The sequence below is a fragment of the Ignavibacteria bacterium genome (assembly GCA_013177855.1).
Lineage (GTDB): Bacteria > Bacteroidota > Ignavibacteria > Ch128b > Ch128b > Ch128b.
Genome location: JABLYA010000001.1, coordinates 232,019 through 247,343, shown reverse-complemented (window position 1 = coordinate 247,343; position 15,325 = coordinate 232,019). Strand labels below are relative to the sequence as shown.

The following is a 15,325-nucleotide window of genomic DNA, read 5'->3' as shown; positions in this document are numbered from 1 at the left end:
TGATTAATTTTCGAAAATTGCGTTAACAAAATTAGTGCTGTTGAAAGGTTGCAGATCTTCTATACCCTCACCAACACCAACAAATTTTACTGGTATTTTGAATTTATTTACAATTTGAAATATAACTCCCCCTTTTGCAGTTCCATCCAATTTAGTTAAGATTAATCCAGTAACTGGAACATATTTCAAAAAGTTCTCGATTTGAGCTACTACATTTTGACCCATTGTTGCGTCAATAACAAGTAAAACCTCATCAACATCTCGATTTAATTTTTTTTGAATTACACGAATTATTTTATTCAGTTCATTCATTAAATCCGTTTTAGTATGTAATCTTCCAGCAGTATCAATAAGTAAAAGATCTATATTGTTTTTTAATGCTTTATCTAATGCTTCATAAACGATTGCACCAGGATCTCGTGTGTTTTTATTTTCAATTATCTCGACCGATGCACGATTTGCCCAGATAGAAAGTTGTTCATTTGCAGCTGCTCGAAATGTATCGGCAGCAGCTATCAAAACTTTATAATTATTTTGTCTAAAGTTATAGGCAATCTTACCAATTGAGGTTGTCTTACCTGTTCCGTTTACGCCAACTACAATGATTGTTTTAGGCCTAATTTGATCTTCAAGCAGAAATTCTTCATAGTTAATGGAATTCTGTCTATTTTTAGCTTTATTAAAAATATCTATTAAATTTGATTTGACAATTTCAAAAATTTCGGATGTATTTTGTATTTGATTTCGTTTTGTTTTTTCTTTTAAATTATTTATTAACATTTCCGTCACATCATATCCGACATCAGATAAAAGTAGTATTTCACGTAAGTTTTCAAGTGTTTCCTCGTTGAGTGGTTTATTACTTGCGATTAAATCATTGAATTTGTTTAAAATATTGTTTTTAGTTTTGACAAGTCCCTGTTTTAGTTTTTCAAATGATTCAAATAATTTTTTCATTGTGCTCTTTTGAATTGTTTAATACCGTAGTTAGTTAAACTTAAAATAATTAATAAAATACTAATACCAAGAATACTTTCATAAACAAGTTTTAATTTTTGAAAATTTAATAAACTTATTAGGAATACAAAGCCAATTGCACCTGCTGTAAGTTTTCCCATAAAATCTGATGGTGGAACTTTTCTTAAATTTTTTATGAAAAATAGACCAGCAATCATTATGATTAAATCTCTAGCTATTACTAAAATTAAAAACCAATCCGGCACCAATTTTACTTTAAACATCATTAAAGCTATGATAATCATAAAAAGTTTGTCAACTAACGGATCAATTACTTTACCTAATTCTGTTATCTGATTTAATTTCCGGGCAACAAAACCGTCAAGATTATCAAGTAATGAAAAAAAGATTAGACAGAAAACAATGTACCATCGATATGCAGTGTAATTTTCGAAAAATATAATAATAATTGGTATAAATATAATTCTGAAAAGACTAATTAAGTTTGGTAATTTTTTCCAATCTTCGATATTAATTTTTTCCATCACACTTCATATATTTCTTTAGATAAATTCTGGTCAACCGGTATTGGATAACTACCTGTAAAACAAGCAGTGCAATAAAATCTATCGTCTTTTTCAGGAGTGCAATTAATTAAACCTTCATAAGAAAGATACTTCAAAGAATCAACTCCCAGTTCATTTTGTATTTGGGTGATATCGTTATTCATCCGATTTGCAATTAACTCTTCTTTTGTTGGAAAATCCATTCCATAAAAACATGGATGAGTAATAGGCGGTGAAGCAACTCTAAAATGAACTTGAGCAGGATTTGCTTCTTTTATCAAGTTTATTAATTGCTTTGAGGTTGTACCTCTTACAATTGAGTCATCCACCACAACAATATTTCGATTTTGCAAAACACCCTTAACAGTATTAAACTTCATCTTTGCAGCTAATTTTCTTTTATCAATTTCTGGTTGGATAAATGTTCTGCCAATATAATGGCTTCGAATTAAGCCTATTTCGAATTTGCTTTCAATATTCATCTTTCTAAGTTGATTATTATAACCAATTGCAATTGTATTAGATGAATCTGGTACACTTAAAACCGCTAATTTTTTATCATTGGTTGATAAGACCGGACTTTCTTCGGCTAATTTTTTACCAAGGTTTCGACGAATTTTATCTACATTTTCATTAAAAATTACACTGTCAGGTCTTGCAAAGTAAATAAATTCAAAAATACATTTCTTTGGGTATTCTGGAATATTATCTAAAAATTTTCTTTCAAAAATTTCTGAATGATCATCGTAGATTTTAATTGCAAGTACCTCTCCCCTTTCAATTTCACGAATATATTTAGCATCAATTAAATCAAACGCACAAGTTTCCGAAGCCACGACAAAAGAATTACCAACAATACCAAGATTAAGCGGTCTAACACCATAAGTATCCCTGCAAGCATACAGAAACTCATCAGTTAAAATCACTAAAGAAAAAGCTCCTGAAACTTTTTGCAACGCTTCAATTATCTGATCAATTTGCTCTTCCCGTCTGCTTCTTGAAATTAAATGAAGAATGATTTCAGTATCACTTGTAGTTTGAAAGATTGCTCCTTCATCGATCAATTGTTTTCGCAGGATGTGAGCATTCGTTAAGTTTCCATTATGTGAAATTGCAAGATTACCCTGTCGATATTTTACAATAAATGGCTGAACATTAATTAAGCTATTGGAACCTGATGTCGAATATCTATTATGACCAATTGCAGCAATTCCGCAGAGTTCTTCATTAAAAATTTTTTCATCATTGAAAATTTCAGAAACTAGTCCTTTACCTTTCTTTAGCTTAAAGATTGTTTTCCCATTCGAACGAGAATTGCTGACTATTCCTGCAGCCTCTTGACCGCGGTGCTGTTGTGCAATTAATCCGTAGTAAGTTAAAAGCGAAGCTGAAGGAGTTCCTGCTATTCCAAAAATTCCGCAATTACTTTCGGGTTTATCGATATTTGGATTGTTCATTGAGGTAAAAGTGAGTTAAAAAATTTGTCGGAACGGCGGGATTTGAACCCGCGACCCCCACTACCCCAAAGTGGTGCGCTAGCCGGGCTGCGCCACGTTCCGAACATTTTCAAAGTTTAATGTAAATGTCTTGAAGAAGTTCTTTAATATCATGCAAATCTTTTAATAAGGTCTGATTATCAATCTTCGGTTTTGTTTCACTCTCTTCTTTTTTATTAGTAGATACTTCTTCCTTTGTTAAGTTCTCTAAATTAAGTTCCTCATTGGGGTTATAATTTTGAAGAACTTTCTTAGCTCCGTCAATTGTATATTTTTCTTCGCGCAATAACTTTTTAAGGAATAAAATTAGCTGGATATCTTTATTCGTATAAATACGATTTCCTGCTCGATTCTTCTGCGGTTTTAACTGTTCAAATTCATTTTCCCAGTATCTTAAAACATATTGCTCCAGACCAGTAATTTTACTGACTTCACTAATCGAATAATATAGTTTTTTAATTGAAAGATCTTTCATCTTGTTTTAATCAACTTCTATTCAAATATAAAAAATATGAAGGATATAATAAAGACATCTAAAGTAAACTATTAAGATATCAAACTAAGTTATTTTCTTTTTTAACGATATCAATCAATTCAGAAATATCATTTAATTCATAATCAGCATTTGGGAATTGAGTATTAAATGTATCGCCATATCTGGCAAAAGCTGTTTTCATTCCAACCTGAGCTGCACCTACTATATCTCGCTCTGCCCAATCACCGACCATAATTGCGTCTTGAGGTTTTACATCCAAAGCTTCAAGAATTTTGATAAATGGTATTGGACTGGGTTTTCGTGCTTGTGTATCATCAAAAGTTATGATTGCATCAAAAAGATATTGAAAATTTAAACTTGAAAGTCGAAGCCAGGCTTCAAGAGCTGGTGCATCTGAAACTATTCCAAGTTTTAAGCCAAGTTTAATTAATTGTATTAAAGTTGGATAAACATTTGGATAAGGAACAAGTGAAGCTTCTCTTGCTTTTCTATATGCTACAATAGCAGCCGACAAGATTTTATGATCAACTTTGCCGATAGCCTTTTTTAAGAGTTCATCAAAAACTTTCTGATATTCAATTCCTTTTTCTTGATAGATTTCATCGATTAATGCTTTTATGTCCTGAGGAGGTAATTTCAATCCAGCATCGATCATTGCTGGAATAGCGGCTTCGATTGCCCGCCGTTTCATAAGCATAAAATCAACAAGTGTATTATCTAGGTCGAAAACAATTGCTTTAATCATAACAAAGTGTTCTCTATTATATTTCTAATTTTGGGGTTGATATAAATATCTTCAACTCCAATTTCTTTGAGAGCTTCTACAAGGATCGATAACTTTCGTTGTGTCTGTGCAAGTTTATTTATCACAATTACTTTTTCAGATTTTAAGATACAATATCCACCATTAAAATCACCTTTTTCAAATCTGACCTTAATCCCTTTCTGCAAAGCAATTTCTTTTAATTCATCTAAAAGTTGTTGATACTCTTTTTCACTGGTTTTCATTTACGCTCGATTTTTTTAGTGGTTGAAATATAGCTAACCATATTGATGTTATATAACTAAGAAACCCAATTGCTGGAAGTCCACCTAATGCTGCAATTCTTTGAATTAATAGGCTTAATGCGATATTAGTATCAAAATTTGTAAACAGAACTAAGAAGGTATAATTAATATCGAGATAACTTAAATAAACTTCGATCGGAAAGAATAAAAACAAAATTGCAGCAGTCATAAATAACCAGCCTTGTTTTCTTAATTTTGCTTTTGAGCTTTTCAGAAATAGAATAAAAAAGATTAAAACAATAGGATAACTAATTAAAAGATATACATTAATATTTCCAATTAATTTTAAAGTCTGTCGTAAGATATCATAAGTAATTTCGCTTTTTACGATTAAAGAAAACGGCTCAAATAAAGTATATGCAACTATAGCTCTATAAATAGAACCACCGATCCAAAAAATGACTGCTAGTATCAGAATAAAAAGATATAATTTAGTTGATATTTTATTCATTTCCATTTGAAGTGCAAATTAATATGAGTAAGTTTACTAATCAAGAAAGGAAATAAGAATGCGTATTGCCTCAATAGATATAGGTACTAATACCATTTTGCTATTAGTCGGCGAGATTAAAGATGATCAAATAATTCCCTTAAGAGAAGAATTTAGAATACCAAGACTAGGAAAATCAATATCGTCCACTCAAATGATTGAAGAAGATTCACAGCTGCAATTAATACAAATTTTAAATGAGTATAAACAAATTGCTCAAATTTATAACGTAGAAAAAATAATTTGTGGAGGGACGGCGGTATTTAGAAAGGCGAAAAACTCTAATGAGGTTATAAAAAAAGTACTAAAAGAAACTGGAATTTTGATTAATGTTTTAAGTTCGGAACAAGAAGCAGTTTTAACATTCCTTGGAGGAATTAGTAACTTCAACGAATATTATGATAAAGATTTTATAGTTATTGATATTGGTGGAGGAAGTACGGAAATCACCAAAGGTAATTTGAATACGATAGAATTTCTTAAGAGCTATAATATTGGAGCAGTTACCTTAAAAGATCGATTTTTTAATTCGTATCGATACCAAACTAAGATTGAGGAAATTTATAATTATCTTGATTACATTTTCACGGATGAATTAAGAACTAAAAATTCTGTTACGATTTCAGTTGCAGGAACACCAACAACCATTGCATCAATTTTTCTTAAACAAAAAGTCTTTGAAGAAAAAGCAGTTGATAAAACTTATTTAATGTCAACCTATCTAAATCATTTAATTAATGAATTCTATCAATTATCTCCTGATCAAATATCAAGCAAATTTCCTTCTGTAGTTAAAGGCAGAGAAGATGTAATTTTACCTGGAACTATTTTACTAAAATTTATCATGGATAAATTTAGTATAAAGGGACTCTATGTATCTACTCGTGGAATTAGATATGGAATGATTATTTTGGAAGAAATGAATTATGGAGATGGATTCTGGACAAATGTTGGTTTAAGAAAATTAATATCATCTTTGTTTGGGTGATCAATATTATAATGTAATCCTCTCGATTCTTTTCTAAGACTTGCAGAATATGTAATTAGAAAAGCTACAATCGAAAGATTTCTTAATTCCAGAATTTCTTCAGATATTTTTGAAACATTATACATCATTTTAACTTCTTCATTAATTAAATTACATCTTTTTAATGCTCGGGATAATCTTTCATTTGATCTTACAATTCCAACATAATCCCATAATATTTCTCGAATTTCATGTCTTGTTTGAGCAATTAAAATTTTTTCTTCCTGCGACAATTGACTTGTATCGATCCAATCCGGTATTTCTTCGGGTAAAGAAATTACATTTTCCCTTAAAATTTTTTTGCAACTTAAAGCTGCATATTTTGAAAATACAAGGGCTTCCAGTAATGAATTACTGGCAAGTCTATTAGCTCCATGAACACCAGTCATTGCAACTTCACCAGTTGCAAATAAATTAATGATGGACGTTTGACCATTAAGATCTGTAACAACACCACCACAAGCATAATGAGCAGCAGGAATTACGGGAATGAAATCTTTTGTAATATCTATTTTCTTTTCAAGACACTTTTGATAGATATTTGGAAATCTTTCTTTTATCTCATCTGGATTTTTGTGAGTAAGATCTAAGTAGACAAAATCTTCCCCTCGTTTTTTAAGTTCGTTGTCAATGGCTCTTGCGACAATATCACGCGGAGCAAGTTCGCCGCGTGGATCATATTTATGCATAAATTCTTCACCGTTTTTCAAACGAAGTTTTGCTCCAAAACCCCTAACCGCTTCACTTATCAGAAAAGCAGGACTAGCCGAGCGTTCAAGCAAATTTCCTTCATAAAGTGCAGTGGGATGAAATTGAATAAATTCCATATTCGCCATTAATGCACCAGCTCTGTAAGCCATTGCAAAACCATCACCAGTTGCAATTGATGGATTGGTGGTATGCAAATATGCTTGACCTAAACCACCTGTAGCTAGTAAAGTAACCTTAGCTAAAAAAGTATGAACTTCTTCTTTTTGCACATCATAGACATAGGCACCCCAGCAATGAATTTTATCGTGAGTTTTTTTATTTGGCAAATGATGTTCAGTAATTAAATCAATCGCAAAGTGATTTTCGAGTAAGTGAATATTTTCTATTTGACTAATTCGGTTTAATAAAGCTTTTTCAATTTCTCGACCAGTCAGATCTTTAGCATGTACTATTCTATTTTTAGAATGTCCACCCTCTCTTGCAAGATCAAGTGAACCATTATCTCTTGTAGAAAACTTGGTTCCTAATTCTATAAGTTTTTGTATTTCAACGGGACCTTCTCTAACGATGAGTTCTACAGCTTCACGATTACAGAGGCCATCGCCTGTTTTAAGTGTATCTTGAATATGCAGCTCAAATGAATCGTCGGGAGAGAATACAGAGGCAATTCCACCTTGAGCATAATTAGTATTTGATTCTGCTTTATCTTTTTTTGTAACGATATAAACTTCTGCAAACTTGGAAACTTCAATTGCAAATCTTAAACCTGCGATTCCGCTTCCTATGACAAGAACATCTGTTTTAATTCTCATCGATCAAACAAGATATTTTAAGACAAAAAAACTAATAACAAGTAAGAACATAAAAGCAATTGTCAATTTATCAAGATATTTATCTATAAATGTTTTTACACCAGGTCCGATGAAGTAAATTAAACCTCCCACTAAGAAGAATCTCCCGGCACGTCCAATTAAAGAAGCTATAGTCAAAGTGAATAAATCGATTGTTTTGTTAAATCCTGCAAGAATTGTAAAAACTTTGTAAGGTATTGGAGTAAATCCTGCCGTTACAATAGCAATAAATCCATTTTCTTGATATTTCTGAAGAACATAATTTATTTGATGTTCAACTCCATAAAATTTTATAATTTTAATGCCAATAGTATCATAAAAAACATATCCTATTAAATAACCTAAGTACGCACCTAAAACAGAACCTAATGTACAAATTAACGCATACTTAAAACTTTTTTTAGGATAGCTTATAGCAAGGATTATTAACAACGCATCAGGTGGAATTGGGAAGAATGATGATTCAATAAACGCAAAAATAAATAAAGCAATTCCAGCAGAAGGTTTATGAGCAAAGCTTTCTACCCATTCTTTTAATGAATGTAATGAACTTTTGAATCTGGAATAACTTTCCGAAATAACTTTTAACATGATTAAACTCGCTAATAATTAAACATTCAAGATTGATGGAATGATAATATCCTTCATCGTAATTAAGCCATATCTGGCATGCAATAAATTCGGGATTGAATTGACCATCATTGCGACAGTAGCTAAATCCCCTGAAATGCCATTTTCAATTTTTAGATTAATGGGCGGAGTTCCATCAATTAAAATTTCGTCAAAATCTTCTTTAGTATCAGCTCTAAAAATTAATTGTAATTCGATTAATTTCTTTGTCGCTGATTTCCCGATAATTGAATGGTTCAAACCAACAACGTCACCTTTATTTATTTCAAAATATTTTGTTTTGATTTTGCGGTCCGCTAAAATAGGCTCAACTTTTTCGGTAAATTTTTTGGCTCCTAACTTTAAAAAGTAGTTCAAAAATTGAGCTGACTCCATTAATCCGATATGACCAAGTTTTTGAAGTCTAACTAATTTATTGAATTCACTTTTAGTTAATCCCAATCCGACTTTTGTCTGAAGATTTTTTCTTCTTTTGTTTAAATCAACCACCCTTGTGATTTTTATGGATTGAATGTCTTTACATACACTTGTTAAAAATACCGGTAGAGTATCCATTACAAAACCTGGGTTAACGCCTGTTCCTAAAACATGGACAAAGTTTTCTTTTGCTTTAATATCAATCTCTTCGCTTAGTTTTTTATGTTTTTCAAAAGGAAACAATAACTCCTCACAGCTCGATATGACACTTGAATGATGTTCAATGCATATAAAAATATCGTTAGCGATTTCATTTAATTGACTTTTGGATGTTAGAATCGTTACTTCTGGTTTTAATTCCGATACTGCCGTTTTTAAATCATTGTACACTTTAATGTTAATATTTTTTTTCTTCAAAATTTTACCCAAATCTTTGTTGGATTTTACGGGATCGATGTCTACGGCAGCAAGAAGTTCAAGTGATTTTTTTTGTAAAATTAACTCGCAGGTTTGAAGACCTATTTCCCCTAAACCTGCAACTATAACTTTAATTTTTGCAACCATTTTTAATTAAATCCCTATAATTTTTAGTAATGTTTTGTTGCCAAAATAAATTAAGAATAAAAATGCGGCAGTAAAAAGAATCGATAAAATTTTTGACTGCAATATAAAAATCAAAAAATTAATAAGCAGATAAATTGAGTATAAAATTAAAATCAGCTCCAAACTAATTACAGCGAGCGCTTTATAAAAATTGATCTGAAAAATTGAAGGATTGTTCGAAAAAAAATATGATCCAAATAACATTATCTCAAGGAGAAATAGAAAGAATCCAAAGATAGAATAATATAAGAATGAGTAAGCAATAATTGATATGAAATTTTTGTATGAAAATTTTTGTCCAATAATTTTTCCAATTATTATTTTGAAGACCAAGCTGATAAAAAGAATTACTGCAATCCAAAACGAAATAACAATTAAAAGTAGATTATTAATTGATATTTCTAAAGATTGATCAAGAATTGAACTACTGTAAAAAGTAAACAAAGTCAGTTTTATACTCAACAACACTAATAAAAGAGAAACATAATTTTTCCTTTCAGAATAGAGAATTCGCTTAATTCCGAAATTTAAATTAAAAACTAAATCCTTTAATACTTCGCCCAAATTAATCGTTCTAAAATTCTCTCGAATCAAACTACCACAATTAAAGCATCTTAAATTTAGAATGAAATTCTCTGAGTTGCAGATAGGACAACTTAGCTTATTCATATTGTTAATGAGATTTTATAATTAAAAGTACAGTATTCTTTTCTACAACTACGCCGGGTTGAACATTAAGGGCTTCAACAATTCCATCTACTGGCGACTTAATTTCATTCTCCATCTTCATAGCTTCAATTTTTAACAAACCAGTGCCCTTCTTAATTGATGTACCAACTTCTACATTTATTTTTGAAATTAAACCAGGCATCGGTGATTTGATCAATACCTCCTTTTGTATTTCTCGTTTAAACTGTGAGTTATTTTCAGAAAGAAGAGTTGTAATATTCATTAAAAAAATTTGACCTTTATAATAAAGAATGATATTACCTGTCTCATCTTTATCTAAAACAAATTCGAACACTTTATTATCTTTTTTACATATAAAATAATTTTTTGATAATTGCTGAATATATAAGGAACTGGCAAAATCTTTCAGCTCTTCCTTTCTTAAAAGAAATTCTTTCAGAAAATTTTGAATTTCAACTTTTGTAATCATTCAATTAACCTTCGTCTAATCCATAAGCTTTTTGTAGATTGATTATTAGATTTCGTTGTTTTTTCAACTGTTGAAAACTTTAAGTTCGGGATAATTTTACTTAGCTCTAATAATTCTTTTTCAGAATAATTAAGCCAATTTGAGCCATTGCTTTCAAGATTTAATCGATTGATATATTGAGTATCAAATTTATTTTTTATAAAGTCTTCATTTTCCAATAACCAAAGATTGAAAGGAATATTTGTTATAATTCCAGCTAAGATTGTTTCCTTTAATGCGTTAACTAAACGAATCCTTGCTTCTTCTCTGTTTCTTCCCCATGCAATTAACTTAGCTAAAATTGGATCATAATAAATTGGTACTTCTGAATATTGATCAACTCCTGAGTCAAATCGAATTCCGAAACCTGATGGTTGACGAAATTCTCTTATTTTTCCGAACGAAGGCATAAAGTTTTCAAACGGATTTTCCGCATAAATTCGAGCTTCAATTGCATGTCCATTAATTTTAATTTGATCCTGAGTGAAAGAAATTTTTTCACCTGAAGCAATTTTAATTTGTTCTTTAATAATATCAACTCCCGTAATCATTTCTGTAACAGGATGCTCCACCTGAACCCGAGTATTCATTTCAAGGAAATAAAAATTTTGTCCGTCAAAAAGAAATTCAATTGTACCTGCATTGTAATAACCACAGGCTTTTGCAGCATTTAATGCTGCGTCAAGCAATTTTTCTCTTTGTTCTTCTGTTATCGAAATTGATGGGGCCTCTTCGATTATTTTCTGATAACGTCTTTGAAGTGAACATTCTCTTTCAAATAGATGACGATAATTTCCAAATTCATCAGCAATTATCTGTACTTCTATGTGTTTTGGGTTTAAGATGTATTTTTCGATAAACACTGATTTATCTTTAAAAGATTTTTCAGCTTCACTTTGAGCTAATTCAAAACTTTTAATCAATTCATCTTTTGAATTGACAATTCTCATCCCCTTTCCGCCACCACCAGCCGCAGCTTTTATCAATACAGGGAAACCAATTTTCTCTGCAACTTCTATTAATTTTTTCTCATCATCTATTGGTTCAAGGGTTCCTTCAACGATCGGGATATTGTGTTTTTTCATCAACTCACGAGCTGCTACTTTATTCCCCATTAGCCTAACAGATTTGTCGGATGGTCCAATGAATTTCAATCCTGAATCATTAACGAATTTTATGAAATCCGGATTTTCTGAAAGAAAACCATAACCTGGATGAATTGCTTCTGACTTTGTCTCTTTGGCAGCATCTAAGATTTTTTCAAAATCGAGATAGGTTTCTTTTGCTGTATTACCTTTTAATGGTATTGCTTCATCTGCAAACCGAGTATGAAGTGCTTTTTCGTCTATATCTGGATAGACAGCAACTGTTTTAATTCCAAGTTCTCGACAGGCTCGAATAATCCGAACAGCAATTTCACCTCGATTGGCGATTAAAATTTTTCTAAACATATCAATCTTTCAATTTTACTATTGTGATGCCCTCTCCACCTTGGTCGACAGGTGCAAAATGAAAAGATTCAACAAATGGATGACTTTGAAGAACTTTATGAGTAATGGATTTTAAGACACCATCGCCTTTCCCATGCAAGATTTCAACATTAAATAAACCATACATTACTGCATCATCCAAATATTTATAAATTAGTTCTTCAGCTTCTGAAGCTCTCTTACCTCTAATGTCAAGCCGGAAAGGAATTGATTTAGTTTCTACTTGAATTTGAGGTTTTTCCTCTGAAAGATCTTCTTGTGTTTTTTTGGTTTGCTGATACTTTTGAATCTTATCTAATGAAATTGATACCTTAAATTGATCCACTTGAACCTGAGCTTGATTCTTTTTCGGATCAATCGCTATGACTCTACCTACCGTGTCCTGATCTTTGAATTTGACAAGATCACCAATTTTAATTTCCTCATCCTGCACAATTGTTTCATTAAGATGATTTTTAATTAATTGTTTTAAAGTTGATTTTTCGAGTGCAAGCTTCTCTTTGGCCAACTTAATTGATTGTGTATTCGCTTTTTGTTCCCTTATTTCACGGATTGTATTTTCAATTATTTTATTAGCAGTGTTCACAATTTGTTCAGCTTCAAGTAAGGCTTTCTTTTTTATTTCTTTAGTTTCTTTTTTAATGTTGTTTAATTTCGATTGTAATTCGGTTTTAAGTTTCTGAATTTCTTCTCTTTCTTTTCTTAATTCATTTACAAGTTTATAATAATATTGAACTTTTTGCTGTAATTGAGAAATGTAGTTCTCAATTTCAAGGTCACTTCTTTTTAAATATTTTTTTGCGCCTGAAATGATCTTACTATCCAGTCTCATTCGTCTTGCAATTTCAAATGTATAACTTGAGCCGGGCACACCTTGGATAAAACGGTAGGTTGGTTCAAGAGTTTCTGAATTGAATTCCATTGAAGCGTTGATTAATTCAGGATGATTTGCTGCAAAGAATTTTAAGAGTGAATGGTGAGTAGTTACAATCAGGAAAGAATTCTTTTTAATTAATTCATCGATGTACGATGCAGCAAGAGCAGCGCCTTGAACTGGATCTGTTCCTGTGCCCAATTCATCTAGTAAAATCAATGTATCCTCATCCGCATTTTCATAAATATGTCGAAGATTTTTAATGTGCGAACCAAAGGTACTTATGTCATTATCAATTGACTGTTCATCACCAATATCGATGAAAACTTTTTTAATGAATGGAAACTTAGAATCTGGACTTGCACTAATTAAGTAACCCATTCTCAAAAGAATTGCAAATGTCCCGATTGCTTTCATTAAGACAGTTTTTCCACCTGCATTTGGACCAGAAATAACTAATCCTTTAATTGAATTATCCAATTTTAAATTGAAAGGAACTGTTTTGTTAAAACCGAGAGATTGAATTAACAAAGGATGTCGACAATCCAATAAATCAAAGCTTTTATCTTCTGAAAATTGAATTTTATTAGCACGGATCTCAATTGCATATTTAGCTTTTGCATAATGAGCGTCAAATCTTGAAATAATATTGAGATTACTAAGTAATTCTTCAGAGAATTTGGCAATATCTTTTGTGAGCAAACTTAAAATTCGTTGTATTTCTCTTTTCTCTTCAAAAAATAAAGATAGCAATTCATTATTTAATTCAAGCGTTTCAGCAGGTTCAATGTAAGTGGTTTGTCCTGTTGCCGACTCCGAATGAATAAAACCTCGAACTTTTCTTTTAAACTCAGATCGAACAGGTATGACCATTCTTCCATCACGGAGAGTAATTAATTCATCCTGAACTATCCCATCTTTACTTAAACTTTTTAGAATTTTTTCATTAATCTTTTGAATTTGAAATTGAAGAGATTTTATTTCTTCCCTTATTTTTCTTAAATCTTCACTCGCTGTGTCTCTTATCTCACCATAATCATCAAAAATTTCGTTAATCTTTTTTTCTAAAAATATATTCTCTACAAGTTTTTCTACCAGTTTCCACAATGTTTCAAATCTGTTCTTATGTCTGGAAATTGAATTTTTTATGATCCTTGAATTATAAAGCAGCTTCCCAACTTGAATAATGTCTTTAGGATTGAGAATAAAATTTTCAATTCTAGATTTATAAATAACTTCTTTTAGGTCGGGGAAATATAAATAATTTAAATCGCCATATTCTTCAATTAAATTTTTCAATTCACTTGTTATTGAAAGAAAGTAATTAGCTTCAAAAATATCGTCAGTAGGTTTTTCTGATAATAACTTATTTCTTCCAGCTTCTGTAATTGAGTAGTTGGCAGTTCTCTCGATTATTTTTTTTAAATCGAGTTTATCAAAAATCTCATCCATTTTTCTTTTGCATTTTTACTTTAAGATCTTTAATTAAATCAAAAACTACCTCAGATTCGGGATAAATATTTTTGACAAAACTAAATGTATTCGGTAATAAATTATAAGTGAAATTATAATATTTCAAATTGGATTTTTGCTCTTTCGGAGGAAAGTTAAAAAAGGATAAAATTATTAATAATCCACTCAAGAAAAGTCCCATTTGAAACATTCCAGTTAATCCGCCAAGTATTCTATCTATAAAACCAAGCACTGATTTTTTCGGGCGGATTAATTTTATAATAATTTTCGAGATGAAGATGACAATAAGAAAAACAAGCAAGAAACTAATTACAACAGCAGTAGAAGGATTGAGATCAAAGGAATTGACTAAAAAAGCTCGAGCTCTTGGAGAAAAAGTTAATGCAGCTATAATTGCCAGAACAAAACCAGCTAAAGAGAAAATCTTTTTTATGAAACCATCTTTAAAGCCCAGAATGAAACCTAAAATTACAAAACCAAGAATGATATAATCTAAAATTTCAGGCATTACTTTCTAATTTTGCCTTAAGTAATGATTGAACTAATTTACCATCGGCTCTACCTTTAAATTCTTTCATTGCGACGCCCATAACTTTTCCAAAATCTTTAGGATCTTTGGCACCAAGTTGTTGAATTATTTCATCTAATTTTTTAGAAATTTCTTCTTCGCTTAATTGCGCTGGAAGAAATGACATCAAAATTTCAAGTTCTTGCTTTTCCTTTTCGGCGAGATCAGTCCTATTTGCTTTTTCAAAAATCTCAATTGACTCCTTTCTCTTCTTTACCAGTGAATTTATAATTTTTATTTCTTCTTCTTCTGTTAATTCCTTCCCAGAACCACTTTTATCAAATTCAATAAATGCTGCTCTGATAGATCTAAGTGTTTCAAGTTTTACCTTATCACCTGATTTCATTGCCTCTTTCATTAATTCATTGATTTTTTCTTTAAGCATATGCAACTCCTTTCTTTGAAACAAA

General features: G+C 30.8%; 16 protein-coding genes and 1 tRNA gene. 1 reads left to right on the top strand and 16 read right to left on the bottom strand.

Going from position 1 to position 15,325, the window contains the following annotated elements:
* Positions 1-3 precede the first annotated feature (3 nt).
* From ftsY to HPY57_01055, 8 genes are all read right to left on the bottom strand, one after another.
* On the bottom strand, positions 4-957 hold the full coding sequence (gene ftsY / locus HPY57_01090; protein ID NPV10374.1) for a signal recognition particle-docking protein FtsY: 954 nt from the start codon (positions 955-957) through the stop codon (positions 4-6).
* Positions 954-1,502, bottom strand: coding sequence for a CDP-alcohol phosphatidyltransferase family protein (locus tag HPY57_01085; GenBank protein NPV10373.1), 549 nt, complete (start codon positions 1,500-1,502; stop codon positions 954-956). Before HPY57_01085 ends, ftsY begins: the two co-directional genes overlap by 4 nt.
* Complete coding sequence (locus HPY57_01080; GenBank protein NPV10372.1) at positions 1,502-2,980, bottom strand: amidophosphoribosyltransferase; 1,479 nt, start codon at positions 2,978-2,980, stop codon at positions 1,502-1,504. Before HPY57_01080 ends, HPY57_01085 begins: the two co-directional genes overlap by 1 nt.
* Positions 2,981-3,007: 27 nt before the next feature.
* Positions 3,008-3,082, bottom strand: a tRNA-Pro gene (locus HPY57_01075).
* 7 nt (positions 3,083-3,089) lie between these two features.
* Positions 3,090-3,494 (bottom strand): MerR family transcriptional regulator, encoded by a 405-nt coding sequence (locus HPY57_01070; GenBank protein ID NPV10371.1) that lies wholly within the window; start codon positions 3,492-3,494, stop codon positions 3,090-3,092.
* A 79-nt stretch (positions 3,495-3,573) separates the two neighbouring features.
* A complete protein-coding gene (locus HPY57_01065; GenBank protein NPV10370.1) occupies positions 3,574-4,260 on the bottom strand; it encodes a TIGR02253 family HAD-type hydrolase in 687 nt (228 codons plus the stop codon).
* On the bottom strand, positions 4,257-4,523 hold the full coding sequence (locus HPY57_01060) for a hypothetical protein (protein NPV10369.1): 267 nt from the start codon (positions 4,521-4,523) through the stop codon (positions 4,257-4,259). Before HPY57_01060 ends, HPY57_01065 begins: the two co-directional genes overlap by 4 nt.
* Entirely contained in the window at positions 4,510-5,034 is a 525-nt protein-coding gene (locus HPY57_01055) for a hypothetical protein (protein NPV10368.1), read from the bottom strand. Before HPY57_01055 ends, HPY57_01060 begins: the two co-directional genes overlap by 14 nt.
* A 58-nt stretch (positions 5,035-5,092) precedes the next feature.
* Here HPY57_01055 and HPY57_01050 point away from each other — a divergent pair, with 58 nt between their 5' ends.
* Complete coding sequence (locus HPY57_01050; GenBank protein ID NPV10367.1) at positions 5,093-6,061, top strand: hypothetical protein; 969 nt, start codon at positions 5,093-5,095, stop codon at positions 6,059-6,061.
* Here the strand turns inward: HPY57_01050 and nadB are convergent.
* The 8 genes from nadB to HPY57_01010 form a co-directional block, all read right to left on the bottom strand.
* Positions 5,998-7,623 (bottom strand): L-aspartate oxidase, encoded by a 1,626-nt coding sequence (gene nadB, locus HPY57_01045; protein ID NPV10366.1) that lies wholly within the window; start codon positions 7,621-7,623, stop codon positions 5,998-6,000. The genes HPY57_01050 and nadB overlap by 64 nt on opposite strands.
* Before the next feature lie 3 nt (positions 7,624-7,626).
* Positions 7,627-8,253 carry a DedA family protein gene (locus HPY57_01040; protein NPV10365.1) on the bottom strand — a complete coding sequence of 209 codons (627 nt, stop codon included), beginning with the start codon at positions 8,251-8,253 and terminating at the stop codon, positions 7,627-7,629.
* 18 nt (positions 8,254-8,271) lie between these two features.
* Positions 8,272-9,273, bottom strand: a complete 1,002-nt coding sequence (locus tag HPY57_01035) for a hypothetical protein (GenBank protein ID NPV10364.1) — start codon at positions 9,271-9,273, stop codon at positions 8,272-8,274.
* 712 nt (positions 9,274-9,985) lie between these two features.
* Positions 9,986-10,471: an acetyl-CoA carboxylase biotin carboxyl carrier protein subunit gene (locus HPY57_01030; protein ID NPV10363.1), complete on the bottom strand. Its 486-nt coding sequence runs from the start codon at positions 10,469-10,471 to the stop codon at positions 9,986-9,988.
* On the bottom strand, positions 10,468-11,961 hold the full coding sequence (locus HPY57_01025; GenBank protein NPV10362.1) for an acetyl-CoA carboxylase biotin carboxylase subunit: 1,494 nt from the start codon (positions 11,959-11,961) through the stop codon (positions 10,468-10,470). The genes HPY57_01030 and HPY57_01025 overlap by 4 nt, the downstream gene beginning before the upstream one ends.
* Before the next feature lies 1 nt (position 11,962).
* Complete coding sequence (locus HPY57_01020) at positions 11,963-14,326, bottom strand: endonuclease MutS2 (protein ID NPV10361.1); 2,364 nt, start codon at positions 14,324-14,326, stop codon at positions 11,963-11,965.
* The gene (locus HPY57_01015) at positions 14,319-14,855 is read right to left on the bottom strand and encodes a CvpA family protein (protein ID NPV10360.1); all 537 of its coding nucleotides are present in this window, start codon (positions 14,853-14,855) and stop codon (positions 14,319-14,321) included. The genes HPY57_01020 and HPY57_01015 overlap by 8 nt, the downstream gene beginning before the upstream one ends.
* Entirely contained in the window at positions 14,848-15,300 is a 453-nt protein-coding gene (locus tag HPY57_01010) for a GatB/YqeY domain-containing protein (GenBank protein NPV10359.1), read from the bottom strand. Before HPY57_01010 ends, HPY57_01015 begins: the two co-directional genes overlap by 8 nt.
* Positions 15,301-15,325 lie beyond the last annotated feature (25 nt).